The organism is Sphingomonas sp. Leaf231 (assembly GCF_001421995.1).
Taxonomy (GTDB): Bacteria; Pseudomonadota; Alphaproteobacteria; order Sphingomonadales; family Sphingomonadaceae; genus Sphingomonas.
On sequence record NZ_LMLS01000002.1, the window covers coordinates 708477 to 725280 of the forward strand.

At 68.7% G+C, this 16804-nt stretch carries 17 protein-coding genes and 1 tRNA gene; 6 read left to right on the forward strand and 12 right to left on the reverse strand.

The window, feature by feature from the left end; genetic code table 11:
* Positions 1-25: 25 nt before the first annotated feature.
* Both der and ASE95_RS09615 read left to right on the forward strand, forming a co-directional pair.
* The gene (gene der / locus ASE95_RS09610; RefSeq protein ID WP_056634994.1) at positions 26-1393 is read left to right on the forward strand and encodes a ribosome biogenesis GTPase Der; all 1368 of its coding nucleotides are present in this window, start codon (positions 26-28) and stop codon (positions 1391-1393) included.
* A 66-nt stretch (positions 1394-1459) separates the two neighbouring features.
* The gene (locus ASE95_RS09615; protein WP_156347951.1) at positions 1460-1963 is read left to right on the forward strand and encodes an Hpt domain-containing protein; all 504 of its coding nucleotides are present in this window, start codon (positions 1460-1462) and stop codon (positions 1961-1963) included.
* 38 nt (positions 1964-2001) lie between these two features.
* Here the strand turns inward: ASE95_RS09615 and bfr are convergent, their stop codons facing one another.
* The 7 genes from bfr to ASE95_RS09645 form a co-directional block, all read right to left on the reverse strand.
* The gene (gene bfr, locus ASE95_RS09620) at positions 2002-2517 is read right to left on the reverse strand and encodes a bacterioferritin (protein WP_056634995.1); all 516 of its coding nucleotides are present in this window, start codon (positions 2515-2517) and stop codon (positions 2002-2004) included.
* Positions 2518-2605: 88 nt separating this feature from the next.
* Positions 2606-2776: a (2Fe-2S)-binding protein gene (locus ASE95_RS18270; RefSeq protein WP_082450032.1), complete on the reverse strand. Its 171-nt coding sequence runs from the start codon at positions 2774-2776 to the stop codon at positions 2606-2608.
* Positions 2777-2830: 54 nt separating this feature from the next.
* Positions 2831-4039: a DUF418 domain-containing protein gene (locus ASE95_RS09625; protein WP_056634997.1), complete on the reverse strand. Its 1209-nt coding sequence runs from the start codon at positions 4037-4039 to the stop codon at positions 2831-2833.
* 340 nt (positions 4040-4379) lie between these two features.
* Positions 4380-6611 (reverse strand): phosphoribosylformylglycinamidine synthase subunit PurL, encoded by a 2232-nt coding sequence (gene purL / locus ASE95_RS09630; protein ID WP_056634999.1) that lies wholly within the window; start codon positions 6609-6611, stop codon positions 4380-4382.
* A gap of 294 nt (positions 6612-6905) precedes the next feature.
* On the reverse strand, positions 6906-8333 hold the full coding sequence (locus ASE95_RS09635) for a phospholipase D-like domain-containing protein (RefSeq protein ID WP_056635003.1): 1428 nt from the start codon (positions 8331-8333) through the stop codon (positions 6906-6908).
* Positions 8330-8650: an ArsC/Spx/MgsR family protein gene (locus ASE95_RS09640; RefSeq protein ID WP_056635006.1), complete on the reverse strand. Its 321-nt coding sequence runs from the start codon at positions 8648-8650 to the stop codon at positions 8330-8332. The genes ASE95_RS09635 and ASE95_RS09640 overlap by 4 nt, the downstream gene beginning before the upstream one ends.
* A complete protein-coding gene (locus ASE95_RS09645; RefSeq protein WP_056635008.1) occupies positions 8647-9993 on the reverse strand; it encodes an alkaline phosphatase family protein in 1347 nt (448 codons plus the stop codon). The genes ASE95_RS09640 and ASE95_RS09645 overlap by 4 nt, the downstream gene beginning before the upstream one ends.
* 89 nt (positions 9994-10082) lie before the next feature.
* On the opposite strand from ASE95_RS09645, the gene ASE95_RS17625 reads away from it, so the two are divergent.
* A complete protein-coding gene (locus tag ASE95_RS17625; RefSeq protein WP_156347952.1) occupies positions 10083-10325 on the forward strand; it encodes a hypothetical protein in 243 nt (80 codons plus the stop codon).
* A gap of 47 nt (positions 10326-10372) precedes the next feature.
* Here ASE95_RS17625 and ychF read toward each other — a convergent pair whose 3' ends face one another.
* Positions 10373-11473, reverse strand: coding sequence for a redox-regulated ATPase YchF (gene ychF / locus ASE95_RS09650; RefSeq protein WP_022687615.1), 1101 nt, complete (start codon positions 11471-11473; stop codon positions 10373-10375).
* Between the two features lie 70 nt (positions 11474-11543).
* Positions 11544-12842, reverse strand: coding sequence for an Nramp family divalent metal transporter (locus tag ASE95_RS09655; RefSeq protein ID WP_056635011.1), 1299 nt, complete (start codon positions 12840-12842; stop codon positions 11544-11546).
* A 148-nt stretch (positions 12843-12990) separates the two neighbouring features.
* Between ASE95_RS09655 and ASE95_RS09660 the strand changes: the two genes are divergently transcribed.
* Entirely contained in the window at positions 12991-13419 is a 429-nt protein-coding gene (locus ASE95_RS09660) for a DUF2147 domain-containing protein (protein WP_056635014.1), read from the forward strand.
* An 85-nt stretch (positions 13420-13504) separates the two neighbouring features.
* Here the strand turns inward: ASE95_RS09660 and ASE95_RS09665 are convergent, their stop codons facing one another.
* Both ASE95_RS09665 and ASE95_RS09670 read right to left on the reverse strand, forming a co-directional pair.
* Positions 13505-14452 (reverse strand): GGDEF domain-containing protein, encoded by a 948-nt coding sequence (locus tag ASE95_RS09665; protein ID WP_156347953.1) that lies wholly within the window; start codon positions 14450-14452, stop codon positions 13505-13507.
* Positions 14453-14523: 71 nt separating this feature from the next.
* Positions 14524-15150, reverse strand: coding sequence for a DNA-3-methyladenine glycosylase family protein (locus ASE95_RS09670; protein WP_056636141.1), 627 nt, complete (start codon positions 15148-15150; stop codon positions 14524-14526).
* Positions 15151-15215: 65 nt separating this feature from the next.
* Here ASE95_RS09670 and ASE95_RS09675 point away from each other — a divergent pair, with 65 nt between their 5' ends.
* A complete protein-coding gene (locus tag ASE95_RS09675; protein ID WP_056636144.1) occupies positions 15216-15533 on the forward strand; it encodes a 2Fe-2S iron-sulfur cluster-binding protein in 318 nt (105 codons plus the stop codon).
* A gap of 44 nt (positions 15534-15577) precedes the next feature.
* Here the strand turns inward: ASE95_RS09675 and ASE95_RS09680 are convergent, their stop codons facing one another.
* Positions 15578-16345, reverse strand: coding sequence for a TrmH family RNA methyltransferase (locus tag ASE95_RS09680; RefSeq protein ID WP_056635019.1), 768 nt, complete (start codon positions 16343-16345; stop codon positions 15578-15580).
* A 217-nt stretch (positions 16346-16562) separates the two neighbouring features.
* On the opposite strand from ASE95_RS09680, the gene ASE95_RS09685 reads away from it, so the two are divergent.
* Positions 16563-16648: transfer RNA gene (locus ASE95_RS09685), tRNA-Tyr, on the forward strand.
* The last annotated feature ends 156 nt before the right edge of the window (positions 16649-16804 follow it).

Sequence of the window (16804 nt, forward strand, 5' to 3'; positions counted from 1 at the left end):
GCCGATAAATCATTAGGTCACGCGCATGTCCCGTCTTCCCATCGTCGCGATCGTCGGCCGTCCCAATGTCGGCAAGTCGACGCTGTTCAATCGTCTGGTCGGCAAGCGGCTGGCGCTGGTCGACGACCGGCCCGGCGTCACGCGCGACCGGCGCGAGGGTGACGCGCACCTGCTCGGGCTGGAATTTCGCGTCGTCGATACCGCGGGCTATGAGGACGAGGATCCGGAGACGTTGCCGGGCCGGATGCGCCAGCAGACCCAGGCGGCGGTCGACGACGCCGACGTCGCACTGTTCGTGATCGATTCGCGGGCCGGGATCGTGCCGCTGGACGAAGAGATCGCACGCTGGCTGCGCAGCGCCGACACCCCCGTGATCGTGCTGGCCAACAAGGCCGAGGGGCGCGCGGGCGAATCGGGCGTGTACGAGGCGATGGCGCTGGGCTTTGGTGATCCGGTGCCGTTTTCCGCCGAGCATGGCGAGGGTGTGGTCGATCTGTTCGAATCGCTGCTGCCGCATCTGGAGCCATTGCAGGTCGAGGAAGAGCACGAGCCGTATGTCGACGAACTCGATGCGCCGCTGAAGCTGGCGATCGTCGGGCGGCCGAACGCGGGCAAGTCGACGTTGGTCAACCGGATGCTGGGCGAGGACCGGATGATTACCGGGCCGGAAGCCGGTATCACGCGCGACTCGATCTCGGTCGACTGGGTGTGGCATGGTTCGATCGACGGCCCGCGCGACGTGCGACTGATCGACACCGCCGGGATGCGCAAGCGCGCCAAGGTGCAGGACAAGCTCGAGAAGCTGTCGGTGGCCGACGCGCTGCACGCGGTGGATTTCGCCGAGGTGGTCGTCCTGCTGCTCGATGCGACGCTGGGGCTGGAGGCGCAGGATCTGCGCATCGCGGACCGCGTGCTGGAAGAAGGCCGTGCGCTGGTGATCGCGTTGAACAAGTGGGACGTGGCGGAAAATGCCTCCAGCCTGTTCAACGGCGTCAAGAAGGCGCTGGACGAGGGGCTGGCGCAGGTGAAGGGCGTGCCGTTGCTGGCGGTATCGGCGGCGACCGGCAAGGGCATCGACCAGTTGCTGGCCGCGGCGTTCGAGACGCGCGCCGCCTGGTCGCGGCGTGTCGGCACCGGCGAGCTGAACCGCTGGTTCGAGCGTGCGATCGAGGCCAACCCGCCGCCCGCGCCGGGGGGCAAGCGCATCAAGCTGCGCTACCTGACGCAGGCCAAGACGCGTCCGCCCGGTTTCGTGCTGTTCGGGACGCGCGTCGACGAACTGCCGATGAGCTATCAGCGCTATCTTATCAACGGCATCCGCCGCGAACTGGGGTTCGGTGCGGTGCCGGTGCGGCTGATGCTGCGCGCACCCAAGAACCCGTTCGCGAAATAGCCGCTTACCTGCCGTTTACCGGTTGCCGCTACGTCTTCGCCGCGGAGTCCGCAGCAGGAGACGTTGGTGGCGGTGGAAACGAGCAATCTGGTCGATGGGCCGACGCTGGCGCGAGCCCGGGCCGAGCTGGGGACCGGATTCGCGCGCATCCTCGGCTACTTCCGCGAGGATGGCATCAAGTCGCTATGCGCGCTGGAGGAAGCGGTGCGGCGGGACAATGCGGTGGCGATGGTGATCCCGGCGCATACGCTAAAGGGAGAGGCGCGGCAGTTCGGCGCCGACGCGCTGGCGACGCTGGCTGAGAAGATCGAGGATCACGCGCGGTCGTGCATCGAACATCACGATTCGCCGCAGGACGCGATCGAGGACGTCGTCGCGCTGCGCCCGGTGTTGTTGCAGACGCTGGCGTTGCTGGAGCGCGACGTCGCGCCGATGGCGGGCGTCACGGCTGCCGTCGTGGCGGCCCCGACGTCGGCGGTGATGGCACCGCCGCTGCCCCTCCCTCTGCCCCTCCCTCTGCCCCTCCCTCTGCCACGTGCGCGCGGGGGGTTCGGGCGTAAATCGGGGTAGATGGGGTGCGGCGGGCATCACGCCCGCCGCATCCGTCATCAGCCGTTGAGGTAGGGTGCCGCGCCGGCGGCGGGCTTGTCATGCTCGCTGACCGAGTTGAGCTGGATGTAATTGTGGATGCCCATCCGCTCGATCATCTCGAACTGACGCTCCAGCGTGTCGACATGCTCCTCCTCGCTGGCGAGGATGCGCGCGAACAGCTCGCGGCTGACATAGTCCTTCACTTCCTCGCAATAGGCGACCGCCGCCTTCAATTGCGCGACCGCCTCGATCTCCATCGCGAGATCGGCCTTCAGGATCTCCTCGACCGTCTCGCCGATGCGCAGGCGACCGAGCAGCTGGAAGTTGGGCAGGCCGTCGAGGAACAGGATGCGCTCCGCCAGCCAGTCGGCGTGCTTCATCTCGTCGATCGATTCGTGCCGCTCGAACTGGGCGAGCTTGTAGACGCCCCAGTGATCGAAGAGGCGGTAATGCAGCCAATATTGGTTGATCGCGGTCAGCTCGTTCCTGAGCGACTCGTTCAGGAATTCGATGACTTTCGGGTCACCCTTCATCGTAACGGCCTCCAATTGAATGAAGGCCGGATACAGATGTCGGGCGCGGCTTGGAAGCCGTAAACCAGGTCAATGCTGATTGAGAACGTTACGCCGCAGCGCGCTCGTCAGCGATGATCTCTCGTGCGAACGCTACGCATTGTCCGCACTTGGCCTGACGACCGAAGCATCGATAGGCCTGGCAGGCCGTCGTCGCGCCGGATCGGGCGGCTTCACGAACCTGACACTCGCGTATCGCATTGCAGACGCAGACGACCATAAGGACTCCCTTGGCGATGGTCGTGTCATGCCAATAATGCGAATGGATCGCAAGCTAAATTGCGTCGCGCTCGCAAGAAGTGCGATGAAGCGGGGCGAGGTGGCCGCGGATAGCCGCGCGCCACAGCCATTCCGCAGGCCCATGGGCGAAACGCGCCAGCCACCAGCGCGGCCATAATAGCATGGCCGCCCAGCCGGGCACGACCAGCAGGTACAGCGACGAGCGGTCCCAGCGCGCGAACTGCCCGCCGCCCCAGCCGTAGAACAAGGCGGTGAAGGCGATGCTGCAGGCCAGATAGTTGCTGAGCGCCACGCGACCCGCCGCGGCGATACGGCCGCTGAGCGGCCCCGTGCCGAGCGCGAGCAGCAGGACGGCGGCGTCGCCCGCGACGGCGAGCGGGCGGAGCAGCGGCGCGGCGACGAAGCTGGCGAGGACGACCGCACCCGCAGCGAAATCATGCGTGATCGTCCGCCACGCCAGCATGGCATAGACGGGCAGCGTGAGACCGAGCGCGAGCGCGGCGACGATGGCGTAGCGGCGACGCGGCCATGCACCGGTCAGGAAGCCGCTACGCAATCCCGCCATGCCCAGCAGCATATAGGCCAGCGTTTCCGGCCCATTGGCGAGAAAGGCGGTGAGCGGTCCCGCCTCCTCGTGCCAGCGCCATGCGACGTTGGTGGCCCACGATCCGCGCAGCGCCGCGACTTCCCGCGCGAGCGCGGCGGGCGTGGAGCGGCCGAACACCGCCTCCAGCACGTTGCCGCCGAGGCTGGCGATCGCGAGGCCGTTGATCGTCGCGACCAGCAAGGCGGCGGCGGCGGCGAACAGCAGCAGCCGCATCGGCGCGCCCGCGAACAGCAGCGCGACCGCGCCGACCATCGCGTAGAGTGCGAGGATGTCGCCGCTCCAGACGAGATACAGGTGCGCGCAGCCCATGACGAAAAGAGCCGTCATGCGGCGCAGGTGGAGTGCCGCGCCATTGTCGCCGCGCGCATCGGCGCGCTGGACGACGAGCAGCATCGATGCGCCGAACAGCGTGGCGAACAGCCCGCGCATCTTGCCCTCGACCAGCACGAAGGTGAGCGCCCACACCCCGATGTCCGCGGGCGCGGTCCCGCCCGCTGCCGCCGGAGAGAAATAAGCCGCGACCGGCAGCGCATAGCCGGGCAGGTTGGCGACGAGGATGCCGAGCAACGCCGCGCCGCGCAGGAAATCGAGCGCGACGATGCGGGTGGGGCGGACAGGTGTCGAGTCTTCGGTCATCGCAGGCCGGGGATGCGACGGGCGCAGTCCTGTATGGCGACGGGACCACGTGGATGGCGGGGCGAACGCGACCGGTTCGTTGGGCGTTTGCCGGCGCACATCGCGACGACGGGCTGGCCATGCCGACCCTCGCGGTGCGGAGCGCGGCCGAGCGGTGGAGCGCGCGTCGGCGCGGTCGCATCGTTCGCACGGCCATCGGAGCGGGCCGGGGCGAGATCGACGTCCGCGACCGGTCGGGCGGCGCGCCGGCCGGCTCCACAACCGTCGGGCACAGGATGACGGCCGGTCGGGGCGAACGCGGCGACGTGCCCGTCGCCGCGTTCCACCCGGTGAGACCGGCCTATAGCGCCGCCTCGGTCGCCATCAGTTTGGGGAAGAAGCCTTCGTGTGCGGCGCGCAGCGCGTCGAGCGGCACGCAATAATCGCCGCCCGCCAGCTCGAAGATGATCCGCGTACCGATGGTGCGGCCAAGCGGCTCGGCCTCGACATTGGCGTCGAGCGCGGCTTGCAGGAAGTCGAGCAGCGCATGGTCGTGGACGGTCACGACGTACACGCCCTGATCCTCGGCAAACAGCGAGGCGGCGGTATCGTGCGGCAGCGCGCGATCGATCATCGCGCCGATATTGCCGGCCAGCGCCATCTCCGCGATCGTCACGGCGATGCCGCCGTCCGACACGTCGTGAACCGCGCCCAGATGCCCGGCGGTGATCTGCGCGCGGATGAAGTCGCCGGCGCGGCGTTCCAGATCGAGGTCGACGCGCGGCGGCGGGCCTTCCTCGCGCCCGTGCAGCTCGCGCAGCCACAGCGACTGGCCGAGGTCGCCGCGCCGCGTGCCGACGACGACGATGATGTCGCCGGTCTGCTTGAAGGAAATCGTGGCGTTCTTCTGCCAGTCCTTGAGCAGGCCGACGCCGCCGATCGCCGGGGTGGGCAGGATCGCCGAGCCACCGCCGGTCGCCTTCGATTCGTTATAGAGGCTGACGTTGCCGCTGACGATCGGGAAGTCGAGCGCGCGGCACGCCTGCGCCATGCCGTCGAGGCAGCCGACGATCTGGCCCATGATCTCCGGGCGTTGCGGATTGGCGAAGTTGAGGCAGTTGGTGATCGCCAGCGGGGTCGCGCCGACCGCGGTCAGATTGCGCCACGCCTCCGCCACCGCCTGCTTGCCGCCCTCGACCGGGTCGGCGAAGCAATAGCGCGGGGTACAGTCCGTGGTCATCGCCAGCGCCTTGTCGGTGCCGTGGACGCGCACCACCGCGCTGTCGCCGCCGGGGCGCTGCACGGTGTCGGCGCCGACCATGTGATCGTATTGCTCCCAGATCCAGCGACGGCTGGCGATATCGGGCGAGGCCATCAGCGCGAGCAGGTCGGCGGCCGGGTCCTTGCTCTCCGGCACGTTCACCAGCGCCTTGGCGGCCGGCGTCGGGACATGCGGGCGATCGTAGAGCGGCGCGTCGTCGGCGAGCGGCCCGAGCGGGATGTCGCACACCGTCTCGCCCCGCCATTTCAGCACCATGCGCCCGGTATCGGTGACATGGCCGATGATCGCGAAGTCGAGTTCCCACTTTTCGAAGATCGCGCGCGCGAAATCCTCGCGGCCCGGCTTCAGGACCATGAGCATCCGCTCCTGCGACTCGGAGAGCATCATCTCGTACGGTGTCATGCCCGCTTCGCGCTGCGGCACGTCGTCCATGACCAGCTCGATGCCGACGCCGCCCTTCGAGGCCATTTCGACCGAGGAGGAGGTGAGGCCGGCCGCGCCCATGTCCTGGATGGCGACGATCGCATCGGAGGCCATCAGTTCGAGGCACGCCTCGATCAGCAGTTTCTCGGTAAAGGGATCGCCGACCTGCACGGTCGGGCGCTTGGCATCGGCATCCTCGCCGAAGTCCGCCGAGGCCATGGTCGCGCCGTGGATACCGTCGCGCCCGGTCTTGCTGCCGACATAGACGATCGGATTGCCGATCCCGCTGGCGGCGGAATAGAAGATCTTGTCGGTATCCGCGACGCCGACCGTCATCGCATTGACGAGGATGTTGCCGTCATAGGCGGGGTGGAAGTTCACCTCCCCGCCGACCGTGGGCACGCCGACGCAATTGCCGTAGCCGCCGATGCCGTGGACGACGCCCGAGATCAGGTGGCGCATCTTCGGATGGTCGGGCCGGCCGAAACGCAGCGCGTTCAGGTTCGCCACCGGGCGCGCGCCCATCGTGAACACGTCGCGCAGGATGCCGCCGACCCCGGTCGCCGCGCCCTGATACGGTTCGATGTAGGACGGGTGGTTGTGCGACTCCATCTTGAAGATCGCGGCCTGGCCCCGGCCATCCGGACCAGGACCGATGTCGATCACGCCGGCATTCTCGCCCGGGCCGCAGATGACCTGCGGCCCTTCGGTCGGCAGCTTCTTCAAGTGGATGCGGCTCGACTTGTAGCTGCAGTGTTCGGACCACATCACCGAAAAGATGCCGAGTTCGACGAGGTTCGGCTCGCGCCCGAGCGCGCCCAGCACGCGCTCATATTCCTCGGGAGACAGGCCGTGGTCGGCGACGATCTGTGGCGTGATGGCGGTCATGCGCGGCGCATAGCGGGGCGCGGGCGCGGATGCCAGATGCGGTTTGCGGGTTCGGGGTTCGGGCGGGGGTTTCGGGAGGGTGGGCGAGGGGCCGTGCTGGCGGACCATGGACCGTGGCGTGCCCGTGGACCCGCTCCGGATGCGGCAGTCAGACGGGGTCGGGAGGCGCGGGCTTTGGATTATGCCCGCGCCACGGGTCGCCGTCGGGGTGAGTGCCATTGTCGGCGGCATGATGTGGCGCAGGTAGCGCGGGACGCCCCGGATTGCTTCGCTTCGCTCGCGATGACGGGCGGCTTACTTCCGCCGCCGTCGCCGCAGCCGGCGGAGCAGGCCGCGTTTCTCGAACGACTCGAACATCTCGCCCGGTCCTTCGGGATCGAGCACCTCGTTGTCGGCCAACCATTTCTCGACACCGGTCAGGTCGTCGATCTCATAGGGCACCAGCGTGCGGCCGCTGCCGCGCAGCGCCTCGATGGTCGCGATCAGACCATCGCGCTCGATCCGCGCGGTGACATCCGCCGGATCGGCGTCGAGGTGTTCGGCAAGCAGATCGGCGCGGATCGCGGCGATCGTCTCCGGTTGCTCGGTGATCGTGACGTCGCATTCGGTGTCGAGCCGCAGCGAGCGGTTGTTGAAGTTGGACGAACCGATGCGCAGCGCGACCTCGTCGATCACCGTCACCTTGGCATGGCAGTAGATCGGCCCGCCACCCTTCGTCACCGGGTGGTAGATGCGGAAGCGGCCGTGGCGATCGCGCTTCTTCAGTTCGGCGACCAGGCGCGCCCGCGCGGTGTCCATCGCCAACGGTTCCAGCCACCCCTGCGCGGTGACGGGATTGATGACGACGATTTCCGGCGGATCATCCTCTGCCAGCCGCTTCGCGATCGCCTCCGCGATGCGACGCGAGGCGAAATACTGGCTTTCGGCGTAGATGCGCTTCGTCGCGCCCGCGATCAGCGCGAGGTAGAGCTGCTCGATCTCCAGCACCTCTTCCTGCCCGTCATGTTCGGGCTGGCTGCGCGAGATCGCGACATCGATGTCGGTGAATTGCGCGGTCAGGCTTTCGGGCCAGCACGTCCCCTCCCGCGCGGGCGGCGGCGCGACCGGAGCGCCGCCGGCGATCTGCCAGCGGGTGCGGCACAGCTCGCCGAGCGCGACGGCGACCGGGCCTTGCAGCGCGGTGGTGACGTCGTGCCACGGCTTGTACGCGCGGCCGCTGGGCGAGCGGCGGTGCGGATCGTCGTCACGATGCTCACGCGTGTCCCAACGCTCGTCGGTCATGTCGATGCCGCCGCAAAAGGCGAGGCAATCGTCGATGACGACGATCTTCTGGTGCTGCGACGCGGCGAGCGGGTGGTGGCCATCGAGCTTCAGGTGGATGCGTGGTTGCCGCCAGCGCCATTTCAGCAGCGTCCACAACGTCTTGCCGCGACCCAGCGTCTTCATCGCGCCGGTATCCCAACGCAGGATATGGACTTGCAGCCCCGGCGTGCGCTTTACCAGCCACGTGATGAAGTCACCGACGTCGGCGGGTGCCTCCGGATGATCGTCGTCCCATGCGAGGCGGATGCGCGCGTCGAAATCCCAGCCGACCAGCAGGATCTGGTGCCGGGCGTTCAGCATCGCCTGACGCGCGGCGCGAAAATAATCGTCGGCATCGACGACGACGGAGGCGCGCGTCGCCTGTTCCACGCGCCAGCGCGCGGCGTCCGGAAGCCTCACAGCAGGTCGCGCACGCGGTCGGCCGGACGCGCAAGCACGACGCCGGCGGCAGTTTCGACGAACGGGCGCTGGATGGTGGCAGGATCGCGCACCATCAGGTCCAGCGCCTCGTCATCGTTGGCGACGGCGGGCGCGTCCTTGCGCAGCGCCGCGGACGGCGCGACCCCGGCGCGCGCGCACAGCCGGGCGAGTTCGTCGCGCGATGGCGGGGTCTTCAGGTATTCGACGACGGTGACATCGGCCCCCGCGTCGTTCAGCAATGCCAGTGCCGCGCGCGACGTGGAGCAGCGCGGGTTGTGGAAGATGGTGGCCTTCATCGGACACCGTGTGGCAGGGCGCGCGCCGCCGGTCCAGCGGTTAGGACGCCGCGGAACGGAGAGTCTGTGCCGTCGAGCCCCGGTCCGGCGGGCAGGCCGAGCAGGTTGCGCAGCAGCGGGGCGATGGCGGTATTATCGAAACTGCGCAGGCGCTTGCCTGCCTGGAACGCCGGGCCGCTGGCGATGAACAGCGCGCGCATGTCCGGCGCGTCATTGTCGAAGCCGTGGTTGCCGCCCGCCGCCTGCGCGGTCGGCGCGGTCTTCGCGATCGTCCAGCCGCCGCCGGGGCCGTCCTCGGCCAGGCACAGGTACGGCGGGATGCGCGGGTGGGTGCCGTAGCGGAAGCGGGCGGGGATCTGCGCCTTGCGCCAGCATTGCATGTGCGGATGCGCGCGGAGCAGCGCGGCGGCGACCGCGGCGTCGCGGCCGGGCAGGGGGGCGAGCGTGGCGTAGGGGCCGGCCTCGACCACGCGCGCATCGGTGGCGGGAACGATCGTGTCGAGCGCGATGGTGCGGCGGGTGTCGGTGGGGGCCATGCCGTGGTCGGAGACGATCACGAGGTTGGCGGGCTGTCCCAGACCGGCAAGCTCCGCGGTCAGGCGGCCGATCGCGGCGTCGACGCTGGCGATCGACTGCGTGGTGCGCGGGTCGGCGGGGCCGAAGCGGTGGCCGGCGGTGTCGACCTCCTCGAAATACAGCGTCAGGAACTGCGGGCGCGTGGCGGCGGGGCGACGCAGCCAGTCGATCAACGCATCGACGCGCTGGCGATCGTTCACCGGCTCCGCATATTGCTGCCAGTCGGACGGGCGGGTGCCGCCGGTCGTCTCGTACGGCCATGCCGCCGCGCGGGTGCCGCCCCAGGCGACGCTGGCACCCGGCCAGAACATCGTCGCGGTGCGGATGCCGGCGCGCTCGGCGGTCACCCAGACCGGTTCGGCGGCATTCCACCAGAACGGATCGTCGGTGGCCATGGTGAAGGTCTCACCGGGGCGGGCGGCGTCCTCCATGCTGTTGGCGGTGATGCCGTGGTGATCGGGGACCAGCCCGGTGACGAGCGTCCAGTGGTTGGGGAAGGTCTTGGACGGGAAGGACGGGCGCATCGCCGCCGACACGCCGGTCGCGGCGAGATGCGACAGGTGCGGCGTGACGCCGCGGTCGAGATAGTCGGGACGGAAACCGTCGATCGAGACGAGGATCGTCACGGACGGGCGCTGGGCGGTGGCGGCGGTAGCGGCCGGCGCGGCGCGGGTGGTCACCGCGGACAGCGCGGGCGGATCGTGGGGGAAGGCGCATGCGGAAAGCGTGGCGAGCAGCGCGGCGAGCGGGAGCAGGCGGACAGTCATGGCGCGCGCTTACGCCGCGTGTCTTTCAGAACAAAGACCAGTTGCGGGAACGCGATCGGTGTGCCGCGCTTTGTGGAGGGATGCGCCGGTTGCTTCCCCTGATCTGTGTCTCGCTGGCCGCCTGTGGCGGAAGCGGGGAGGAGCGGACGCCGCCCGCCGCCCCCACGCCGACGGCAACCGCGCCCGCACCACGAACGCCGGTGATGCAGATCACCCCCGCGCCCGGTGGAACACCCGAGTGGCTGGAGCCGCAGCCGCACGAGGGCGCGAACATGCGCGCGCCTTACGGCGAGTTGCTGAACAAGCCCGTCGCGGAGGGCGCGCGGAAGTAACGGAGCGATTCGCGCCATCCCGGACCGGGTCCGGAACGGCGATCGGCTTACACGTTGAAACGGAAGAGCAGGACGTCGCCATCATGGACGACATATTCCTTGCCCTCCTGACGCAGCTTGCCCGCATCGCGCGCGCCCGCTTCGCCATTGCAGGCGATGTAGTCGTCGAACGCGGTCGTTTCGGCCCGGATGAAGCCGCGTTCGAAGTCGGAGTGGATCGCACCCGCCGCCTGCGGTGCCTTCGACCCGGCCTCGATCGTCCAGGCGCGGGCTTCCTTGGGACCGACGGTAAAGAAGGTCAGCAGGTGGAGCAGCGCGTAGCCGGCGCGGATGACGCGGGCGAGGCCGGTTTCCTCCAGACCGAGCTCGGCGAGGAACTCGGGCCGGTCCTCGGGCGGCATCGTGGCGATCTCGGCCTCGATCGCGGCGGAGACGACCACCGCCTGCGCGCCCTCGGCCGCCGCCTTCTCGAACACGCGGGCGGAGAAGGCGTTGCCGTTCGCGGCATCTTCCTCGTTGACGTTGCAGACGTAGAGCACCGGCTTGGCGGTGAGCAGCTGCGCCTGGTCGAGCACGCGCTGCTCCTCCGGATCGGCGACCTGCGTCAGGCGCGCCGGCTTGCCCTCGCGCAGCAGATCGAGCGCGCGGCCTAGGACAAGAGCGCCCAGCTTGGCCTCCTTGTCGCCCTGCTGGCCCTTCTTGGCGAGATTGGGCACGCGCTTTTCGAGGCTGTCGAGATCGGACAGCATCAACTCGGTCTCGACCGTCTCGGCATCGGCGATCGGATCGACGCGGTTGTCGACGTGCTGGATGTCGTCGTTCTCGAAACAGCGCAGGACGTGGACGATGGCGTCCACTTCGCGGATGTTGCCGAGGAACTGGTTGCCCAGCCCTTCGCCCTTGCTGGCGCCGCGCACCAGCCCGGCGATGTCGACGAAGCCGAGCTGCGTCTCGATAATCTTGGCCGAGCCGGCGATCGCGGCGAGCTTCGACAGGCGCGGATCGGGGACGCCGACGTTGCCGACGTTCGGCTCGATCGTACAGAACGGATAGTTTGCCGCCTGCGCCGCGGCCGTTTCGGTCAGCGCGTTGAAGAGAGTGGACTTGCCGACGTTGGGCAGGCCCACGATGCCGCAGCGGAAACCCATGGCGAAAACCTGTGTGATGAGGAAAGCGCGCCAGATAGGCGAGTGGCGCGCGCGTGGCTAGAGGGGCGGGTCAGCCGACCGCCATGCCCCACAGCAGATAGCCGTTCAGCACCACGATCACCACCGCGATCAGCCAGGCCAGCGCGGCCAGCCAGCGCGGCGCGGCGAAGCTGCCCATCAGCGCGCGGTTGCCGGTGTAGAGCACCAGCGGGATCACCGCGAACGGCAGTTGCAGGCTGAGGATTACCTGGCTGAGCACCAGCAGGTTCGTCGCACCACGGTCGCCGGTCGAGGCGACCACCACCACCGCGGGGACGATCGCGATCGCGCGCGTCACCAGCCGGCGCAGCCACGGCGCGAGCCGGATGTCGAGAAAGCCCTCCATCACGATCTGCCCGGCGAGGGTGCCGGTGACGGTCGAATTCTGCCCGCTGGCGAGGAGGGCGACCGCGAACAATACGCTGGCCGCGCCGACGCCCAGCATCGGGGCGAGCAGGCGGTGCGCATCCTCGATCTCCGCGACCTCGAACCGTCCCGCGCTATGGAAGGTCGCCGCGGCGAGCATCAGGATCGCGGCATTGATGAAGAAGGCGAGCCCGAGTGCGACGGTCGAATCGATCGTCGCCAGCTTCAGCGCCTCGTGCCGGTTGCCCTCTTCGTCGCCGTACGCGCGGGTCTGGACGATCGAGGAATGGAGGTAGAGGTTGTGCGGCATCACCGTCGCACCAAGGATGCCGATCGCGATGTAGAGCATCGCGGGATTGCGCATGATCTCGGGCGAGGGGACCAGCCCGGCGGCGGCGGCGCCCCAATCCGGCCGCGCCCAGAACAGCTCGAACGCGAAACAGCCGGCGATGACGATCAACAGCGCGGCGATGAACGCCTCCAGCCGGCGAAAGCCGTAGCGTTGCAGCGCAAGGATCAGGAACACGTCGAGGACGGTGACCAGCACGCCGTAGATCAACGGCATGTCGAACAGCAGCTTCAGCGCGATGGCGGTGCCCAGCACCTCCGCAAGGTCGCAGGCGACGATCGCGATCTCGGCCAGGAACCACAGCAGCCACGACACCGACCGCGACGAATGCCGCCGGCATGCCTGGGCCAGGTCCAGCCCCGCGCCGATCCCGAGCCGTGCGGACAGCGACTGCAGCACGATCGCCATCAGGTTCGACAGCAACACGACGCTGAGCAGCGTGTAGCCGAATGCCGATCCGCCGGCGATGTCGGTGGCCCAGTTGCCCGGATCCATATAGCCCACCGCGACGAGCCAGCCGGGACCGACGAACGCCAGCAGCTTGCGCCAGAATCCCGCCCCGTGCGGAACAGGGACGGAGGCGAAACTGTCGCCAAGCGAACGGGTGGGAAGCATCGGGACAGGTGAATGCGGGAGAAGTCCACAGGTTTCAACCGCACACCGCGCAAACCGCCGCGCGGCTTGCCGTGGATCAACGCGGTCCCGGCGGGCGACGCGGGATCGTGCATTGCGCGTTCATCGTTGATCCACGATAGTTTCGGCCATGCGTTTCCTGCCCTCCGCCGCGCTTGCGCTGCTCGCCGCCGTGCCCGTCATGGTCCCCGCCACCGCATTCGCCGCGACGCCGATCGCCGGACGCTATTTGACCGAGGACGGTGCCGGGGTCATCACCGTCGGCCCGTGCGGCGGTGTCGTTTGCGGCAAGCTGACCAGCATCCTGAAGAAGCGCCCCGGCGCGCCGGACACCGACGTCAACAATTCCGATGCCGCGTTGCGCAGCCGACCGGTGCTGGGCATGCCGATCCTGTCGGAGTTCAAGGATGCTGGCACGGACTGGCGCGGCAAGATCTACGACCCGCGCAACGGCAAGACGTACAAATCGATCGTGGCGAAGAATGCCGACGGGACGCTGGCGGTGAAGGGATGCATCGCATTCTTCTGCAAGACGCAGACGTGGCAGCCGGCGAAATAGGCATTGTGGCGTGGACATAGCGCACGAGGCGGCGGCGGTCACAGGTGTCCGCGGCGTCAGGTGAACACACGCCGGTCGCCTGCGCTTACCCTTCCAGCTGGTTGCCGCCGCGGCTTGCGGCAAGGGCGACATGGGAGCGGGCGAGGATCAGCGATTCCTCCTGTCCGCCGGCAAGGCCGGTGGCGATGCCGGCCGAAGCGGTGACCATGCCGATCGGCTCGCCGCTGCCGCGCAGTCGCAGGCGGCGGGCGGCGAAGGAGGCGAGCGCCTGTTCGATGCGCAGCCGTGCCGCCGCGATAGGCAGGTCGCGGGTGATGAACAGGAATTCGTTACCGCTCCAGCGGATCAGCTCCTCGTCCTCGAACGCCTGTTGCAGGGTCTGGGTGAACGCGTTGAGGACGTTGTCGCCGACCGCGCGGCCATAACGATCGTTGATCGCCTCCAGCGCGTCGACGCTGAACGCCAGCACGACATGCCCCCGACCCGCTTCGTCCGCACGCTCGATCAGCCCGCGCGCGCCGCTGCGGTTGAGCGCCTGGGTCAGATCGTCGCGGCCGGTGTCCTCGGGAATGGGCAGCGGTACGATATTGTCGCGCAGACGCACGACCTCGCTACGCAGCACCGCCAGTTCGCGTTCGGCATCGGACAGGCGCACGACGAAGTCGGCGGCGGTGGCGGGTAGATCGCCGTCCTGCCCGACCATTTCCCCCATGTCGCGGCCGAGCGCCTCCGTCAGGTGATGTGCGTCGCTGGTAAGGGTGCCCAGTTCCTGCGCCTGTCGCGCGACGGTGCGTTCGCGGCGATCGAGCGTCTGTTCGCGCGGCGGGGCCAGGAATCGTTCGACCAGCAGGTGCACCGCCGCCGCATTGAGCCGCAATCCGTCATCGGTATGCAGCGCGACCGCCTCCGACAGCTTCGATCCCGGTGCGGCGATCAGCGCCAGCGCGAATTCGAAATGCGCGGGCGTCGGATCGAGCTGATGCAGTTCGAGGAAGTTGAGCGCGCGGCGCGCGCGGTCGAAAGCCGTCTTCATCACCCTTCTTCCGCCAGCAGCCTGTCCCTCCTCTATTCGACGCCATCGTTAAGATGCCATGAAACATGCGTTCAGACCGGTGCGGCGTCCGCCCCCGCACCGTAATGATGCCAGGTGAAGATCGCCGCCGCGCCGCGATGCGGACGCCATGGCTCGGCAAGGTCGCGCGTCAGCTTCTCACCGGGGCGTTCGGGCAGCCCGAGGATTCGGCCGGTTTCGATCTGCACCGCCAGATCGCCGGCGGGCCAGATATCCGGCCGCCCCTCCGCGAACAGCAGATAGACCTCCGCCGACCAGCGGCCGATGCCCTTCACCCGCATCAGCTGGGCGATCGCCTCCTCATCGTCGGCGGGCAGATGGTCCAGATCGAGCCGTCCGGTCGTCACCTCCTCGGCCAGGCTGCGCGCATAGCCGGTCTTCTGGCGCGAAAAGCCGCAGGCGCGCAGCATGTCGTCGTCCAGCGCGGCGACCACCGCGGGATCGGTCGGGTCGCCCAACGCCTCCAGCTTGCGCCAGACCGCATCGGCGGCCTTCACGCTCACCTGCTGCCCGACGATCGTGCGCAGCAACGTGGCATAACCACGGGCGCGGACCCGCGGCGCGGGGTAGCCGACACGTTCCAGCGCCGCGGCGAAGGCCGGTTCGCGTGCGGCCAATGCGTCGAGTCCGGCGTTGAGGTCGACAGCGTTCAGCCCCATCGCATGGGCCATTGCATGCGGGTGGGCTTGCCGTCATGGGCGCAGCGATCATGGGTGGAGAACATATGGCCAAGCTTATCGTGGAGACCCGCAGCGGGGAAGAACGCGAACTGGAGGGCCAGACAGGTTTTTCGGTGATGGAGGTGATCCGCGATGCGGGCATCGACGAGATACTGGCGCTGTGCGGCGGTTGCTGCAGCTGCGCGACGTGCCACGTGCATGTCGACCCCGCCTTTGCCGACCGCTTGCCGGCGATGAGCGAGGACGAGAACGATCTGCTGGATTCGGCCGCGGAGCGTGATGCCACCTCGCGGCTGTCGTGCCAGATCGAATTCGGCCCGGCGCTCGACGGCCTGCGCGTGCGGATCGCCGCGGAGGATTGAGCGATCGGCGTCATCCCCGCCGGTGCGGGGATGACGCGAACGCCTTATCGTATCGTCGCGGCGTAGAGTGCGATGGCGGCGGCGTTCGAGACGTTGAGGCTTTCGACCCGACCGGAGATCGGCAGCTTCGCCAGTTCGTCGCAATGCGTCTCGGTGTTCTGGCGCATTCCTTCACCCTCCGCGCCGAGCACGATCGCGATGCGGCGTGCAGGGCCGATCTCCGCCAGCGACTGCGGCAGCGTCTGCGTGGCGTGGCCGGTCAGGCCGATCCGCCAGTAACCGGCCTCCGCCATTTCCTCCAGCGCGCGGGCGAGGTTGACGACCCGCACCCACGGCACGCTTTCCAGCGCTCCGCTGGCGGAGCGGGCGAGCGCGCCCGATTCGGGTGGGGCATGACGGTCCTGCGTGACGATGCCCAGCGCGTCGAACGCCGCCGCCGAACGCAGGATCGCGCCGACGTTGTGCGGATCGGTGACCTGATCGAGCACCACCAGCGGGCGCGGACGCTCGGCATCGTCGGCGGCACCCTGTTCCAGCAGGTCGCCCAGCCAGACGTCCTCCAGCGGATCGACCTCCGCCACCATGCCCTGGTGCGGCGCGTCGGAGGGGACCAGCCGGCCGAGATCGGCGACATCGGCATAGACGACCGGCAGCACCGACGGCAGGTCGAGCGCGCCCAGCGCCTCGCGCGTGCCCCAGATCTTGCGCACGACCCGTTCCGGATTGGCGAGTGCGGCGATGACGGCATGGCGGCCCCAAAAGCGCGGGCGGTTGCCGGGTGCCTGGCTGGGACGGTGACCGCGGCGCGCCATCAGCGTGCGCCTCCGGCAGGGGTGGCAATGATGGGGCAGGGCAGGCGCATGACGGTTCGGGTCCGTGATTGTCGAGGGGCGGGCGGGCGCGGACGCTATGCGCCGCCGCGACGGAGTGCAACCGCAGCGAACTTTGTCGCGCCAATGGACGGAAGGGGCGTTGACAGACCGCCACCGCGCGGGCATTGCGCGCCCTCGCTTTGACAGCGCCGCTCGTGGAAGGGTGGCCGAGTGGTTAAAGGCAGCAGACTGTAAATCTGCCCACGCAAGTGTACACTGGTTCGAATCCAGTCCCTTCCACCAACCCTTCCGGGTTATCCCAACAAGATCAACCGGTGCCCGCCTCCAGGGACTTCGACGTAGCGTCGTCGGCTGGCAGCCGCGCGCCGTTGCGTGTCGCATGGTCGTGGCCGGAGCGGTGGTGCGGAAGTGGCTGGGTTTCCCGGCTGATCCGCTCCG